The 4,794-nt window shown below is 60.2% G+C and carries 4 protein-coding genes and 2 tRNA genes; 2 read left to right on the forward strand and 4 right to left on the reverse strand.

Annotated elements, in window-relative coordinates; translation table 11 throughout:
- Window positions 1-9: 9 nt before the first annotated feature.
- The 3 genes from WAW39_RS06160 to WAW39_RS06170 form a co-directional block, all read right to left on the reverse strand.
- Window positions 10-84, reverse strand: a tRNA-Met gene (locus WAW39_RS06160).
- Between the two features lie 7 nt (window positions 85-91).
- Window positions 92-166: transfer RNA gene (locus WAW39_RS06165), tRNA-Asn, on the reverse strand.
- Between the two features lie 92 nt (window positions 167-258).
- Window positions 259-1,569: a phosphoribosylaminoimidazolesuccinocarboxamide synthase gene (locus WAW39_RS06170; RefSeq protein ID WP_422316851.1), complete on the reverse strand. Its 1,311-nt coding sequence runs from the start codon at window positions 1,567-1,569 to the stop codon at window positions 259-261.
- Between the two features lie 209 nt (window positions 1,570-1,778).
- Here WAW39_RS06170 and WAW39_RS06175 point away from each other — a divergent pair, with 209 nt between their 5' ends.
- Together WAW39_RS06175 and WAW39_RS06180 are read left to right on the forward strand one after the other, a co-directional pair.
- Window positions 1,779-3,479: a glutamine--tRNA ligase/YqeY domain fusion protein gene (locus WAW39_RS06175; RefSeq protein WP_422316853.1), complete on the forward strand. Its 1,701-nt coding sequence runs from the start codon at window positions 1,779-1,781 to the stop codon at window positions 3,477-3,479.
- A 91-nt stretch (window positions 3,480-3,570) separates the two neighbouring features.
- The gene (locus WAW39_RS06180) at window positions 3,571-3,828 is read left to right on the forward strand and encodes a DUF1232 domain-containing protein (RefSeq protein WP_422316855.1); all 258 of its coding nucleotides are present in this window, start codon (window positions 3,571-3,573) and stop codon (window positions 3,826-3,828) included.
- 76 nt (window positions 3,829-3,904) lie between these two features.
- Here WAW39_RS06180 and WAW39_RS06185 read toward each other — a convergent pair.
- Window positions 3,905-4,794, reverse strand: an 890-nt coding sequence (locus tag WAW39_RS06185) for a tRNA-guanine transglycosylase (protein WP_422316857.1), incomplete at its 5' end; no start/stop codon positions are given.

Raw genomic sequence — 4,794 nt, forward strand, 5'->3', positions numbered from 1 at the left:
GTTCCAACGTGGTGGCAGAGGGGAGATTTGAACTCCCGACCAAAGGCTTATGAGTCCTCTGCTCTACCCCTGAGCTACTCTGCCATTGCGATGGCTCCTGAGGTAGGGTTCGAACCTACGACCTAGTGGTTAACAGCCACCCGCTCTACCGCTGAGCTACTCAGGAATCACTTTTTCCCGCTCCCGAAGAAGGGGGCGAGATGGATAAACGTTCTCATCCATCACGCAAGTTTTTTTGGCACTGATTTTGAAGAGTTTTTAACTCACGGCATTTGCCGCGAGCAAATCACCCAGCAATCCGCGCTGGCGATAGAACTCCACTTCAGCCACGCCGGCGGCTTCCAAATCGGCGCGAATCTCTGCGGCATCACGCTCTGCGGCGACGTGCTGACGGATCAGCGCGGTCTTGAGGGCCTGCAAATCGAGGAATTCGATGTCCACCACCGGAGTCTGCGGCCATTTGCCGTCGGCCTGTCCGGCTTTGAGCACCTGCTTGAAGGGCTTGCCGATCTTCTGCGCCTGGGTCTTGGCTTCATTGATGCCTGCATACCAGTCTGGATGCACGAGGCGATAGTAGTCGCGCATGGCCTGCTTGTTGTAATGAATGACCAGCTTGCGGCCTTCCACTTCAAGGAAGGTGGTGCCACGGAAGGAATCGGCGTCGATGGTGTCGACAAAGAGAAGTTCCTCGCGATCCACGGCGAACTCCCATTTGAGGTCCCACAGCAGCAGGCCGGCGCTTTCCAGAAGCTCGCGCACGGCCCAGCCGCCGAGGATGGCCAGCTTCACGGTGTGAAGGAAGTCATCGCTGCTGAGGCCGGACATCATCAGCGCCTCCTGCTTGCTCGCGGCGCGGTCCTCGGGCTCGTATTTGCTGGTAAGGTCATAAATGGGGCGCTCCAGCATCTCCCACACGCCCATGGGCTTGGAGAGGCCGAGCTCCTGCTCGTAGCTGCGCTTGGCCGCTTCGCTCAGGCCCTGGTATTTTTTCAGGATCGAAGAGCCGCTGGTGACGCCGAAGCGCACGATGTACTCCAAAGGCACCACGTACGTGGCGCTCTGGTGAAACTGAGCGTAGTCAAAGACGTGGGTGCCCAGCAGATTGCGCTGCGGCGGGTGCATCACCGGGAAGCGGCGCACGACGTTGTAGCAGCTCGGATTCGCAGGGAGGCCAGAGCGGACGATCTCACCTGTCACGGCATCCACCATGCCGATGTGGTGCGTCGCGGCACCGCGCTCCAGCATCGTTTCCAAGGGGCCGGTGAGCAGTTCTTTGCGCCAGGCGGCGTCCATCGGCGTGTTTTCGATGACCTTCTTCACTCGCTGCCAGGTTTCCGGCTGAGCGAGGCGGGAGTACATGGCGTGGCGGAAGATGGCGCGGTTCAGGTCGTTGCCTTCGATGTTGAAGATCGAGCCGACGTCAAAGACGGAGCCTGCTGGCGTGGTCTCACACACGACGTAGCCCGGATGATCTGGCACGGCGTAGAGATTCTGCACGGAGCCGCGATAGACGGGCTCGCCGAGTTTCGAGAGATCGAGATGCGTGGGCGCTGGGGCGGGATGGGACATGGTTCCGGGGAAAAACAACGGATTCCGTGCCTGTGCAAGTGCCGAGAGGGCCCGAGCTTCACAGAACATGGATTCTTTGACCACGGAATACACAGAATACACGGAAGGCAGAATCCTGAAAATCAGGTCTTTTCCGTGTATTCTGTGTATTCCGTGGTTCGATGGCCTTCCTTGACTCATCACGCCTAGTGCGGAAACTCCGCCCCTCCATGTCCGAAGCCGCCGCCACACCTCCCGCCTCCCTCGATTTCATCCGTGAAATGATCGCTGCCGATCTCGCCGCAGGTCGCAACGGCGGTCAGGTCGTCACCCGTTTCCCGCCGGAGCCCAATGGCTACCTGCACATCGGCCACGCCAAGAGCATCTGCCTGAACTTCGGCCTCGCCCAGGAGCATGCGCCGAACTCGCGCTGCCACCTGCGATTTGACGACACAAATCCCACCAAGGAGGAAGTGGAGTACGTGGACAGCATCATGGCGGATGTGAAATGGCTGGGCTTCGACTGGGGCGAGCACCTTTTCTACGCCAGCGACTACTTCGAAAAGCTCTACGGCTTCGCCGAACAGCTCATCACCAAGGGCCTCGCCTATGTGGATGACCAGACGCATGAGGAGATGCGCGCCAACCGTGGCACCCTCACCTCCCCCGGCACTCGCAGTGCGGGCGCTGACCGCAGCGTGGAGGAAAACCTGGATCTCTTCCGCCGCATGCGGAAGGGTGAATTCAAGGAAGGCGAAAAAGTGCTGCGCGCCAGGATCGACATGGCATCGCCGAACATGAACCTGCGTGATCCGGCCCTCTACCGCATCCTGCATGCGCACCATCACCGCACTGGCGATGCGTGGTGCATCTACCCGATGTATGACTACGCGCACCCGCTGAGCGATGCTCTGGAAAGCATCACCCACAGCCTCTGCACCCTGGAGTTTGAGCACCACCGCCCACTTTATGAATGGCTCATCAGCAACGTCGATGGCCTGCCCGGCGCGCCGTATCAGCGCGAGTTCGCCCGCCTGAACCTCACCTACACGGTGATGAGCAAGCGTAAGCTGCTGCGTCTGGTGAAGGATGATCTCGTGAATGGCTGGGATGATCCACGCATGCCCACCATCAGCGGCATGCGCCGCCGTGGCATCACCGCCGCTGCCATTCGCAGCTTCTGCAAAACGATCGGCCTGACCAAGTTCAATTCGCTCACGGAGATCGCCCTGCTCGAACACTCGATCCGCGAAGACCTCAACAAGATTTCCCACCGTGCCTACGGCGTGCTGCGCCCGATCAAGGTGGTGATCACGAACTACCCCGAGGATCAGGTCGAGTACTTCGAAGCGCCGAACCACCCTGAAGATCCTGCTGCGGGCACCCGCCAGGTGCCTCTCTGCCGCGAGCTTTACATCGAGTCCGACGACTTCATGGAGTTCCCTTCCGATGGCTTCCACCGCCTCAAGCCCGGCGGCGAAGTGCGTCTGAAGTTTGCCTTCTGCATCATCTGCCAGGAGATCATCAAGGATGACGCTGGGAACATCGTGGAACTGCGCTGCACGTATGATGATGCCACGCGCCACGGCAAAAAGCCGGAAGGCCGTACCAAGCCCAAAGGCATCATCCACTGGGTCAGCGCCCGCCATGCCATTGATGCTACCGTCCGCCTCTACGACCGCCTCTTCACCGTGGAGACCCCGGATGCTGATGCCGGTGAGGACGGAGATTTTGCGAAGTTCCTGAATCCCGCATCGTGTGAGACGATCACCAACGCGAAACTGGAGCCTTCACTGAAGGATGCGGCCCCCGGCACGCATTGGCAGTTTGAGCGTGTCGCTTATTTCTATGCTGATCCGATTGATTCAAAGCCCGGTTCGCCAGTGTTTAATCGCACGGTGACGCTGAAGGATGGGTGGGTGAAGAAGTAGGAGGCGGCTATTCCATTTTTCTCCCAAGGTTGTTTTAGCGTGGGGGGCAAGTGCAGGCACATTGTCCCTGCATCTGTCATCCCCACTCCTTATGAAACTGATCCGTGATATTTTGGTGCTCGCCTCGGGCATTGTGTCGGCTCTTTACCTGCTGAACGTTGGCTTCGGTGTGGCGGAGTTTATTCCGGACAACATCCCCATCTTTGGCAATCTGGATGAAGCGGCGGCGACGGCGCTGCTGATCAACTGCCTGGCGTACTTCGGCGTGGACATCGGACACTTTTTGCGGCGCAAGGGCACGGAGGAGAAGCCAGAGGTGAAGACGCATGACATTGATGTCACGAAGTGAATGAAAAAGTGACGAGCGCCAAAGTACTTGCGAGCTTTAGCTTGCTCTGGGAGGTGCGGCGCTTTTCAAGAACGAGCTAAAGCTCGTGAGTACTTTCCACCACCACATCTGCCACTGGCGCCTGCGTCTTCATCTCCGCATGTGAGCCGTGGATGAGGGTCCATTTCAGGCCGGGGCAGTAGCGGGATTCCCAGACATCGCGGCGGATGAGGGTGTCGGCGGCGCCGTGGCGGAGGTAGGGGAAGTGGCGTTTGTGATGGAGGGCGAGGCGCAGCGGGGCGAGGTCTTCACTGAAGCTGATGAGATGCAGCGGGCGGATGGGGCCCTTGGCGGCTTCGGCTTCGTAGAGAAGAATGACGGCGAGCCCGGTGGCGGCGGTGGCAAGCTGCGTATCCCAGACGATGAGTGGCGGCGACTCGGCAGGCAGGCGCAGATGCTGAATGAGCTGGGACTCGATGGCGGAATCGAGCTGCGGCGTGGTGGGAAAGGTGCGGCCGCTGCTGACGTGCCGGATGGCGGGCGGCTCGCCATGGAGTTCGTAGTCGCCTTCGTGCTGCGGTTTGGTGGAGGTGCGCTTGGGATGCGTGACTGGGTGATCCACATCTTCGATCTGCAAGATCTCGCGGCGCTCGCGGTAGAGCGGCATGAAGCGGTCTTCCAGAATGCTCTGGCGGATCTCGCGCATGAGCTGGTGGTAGAAGTGGATGTTGTGCTGGCCCACGAGCGTCCAGCCGAGCTGCTCCTGCGTCTTGGTGAGGTGGTGCAGGTAGGCGCGGCTGTGTGTGGCACACACCGGGCAGGTGCAGGCGGCATCAAGCCGGTCCTCGCTGAATTTGTACACGGAGCGGCGCAGCTCGACGATGCCGCGTGAGGTGAAGGCGGTGCCGCGCTTGGCCACCTGCGTGGGGATGATGCAGTCAAACATGTCCACGCCACGATGCACGGCCTCCAGCACATCCACCGGGG

This window comes from Prosthecobacter sp. (assembly GCF_049294395.1).
GTDB lineage: Bacteria > Verrucomicrobiota > Verrucomicrobiia > Verrucomicrobiales > Verrucomicrobiaceae > Prosthecobacter.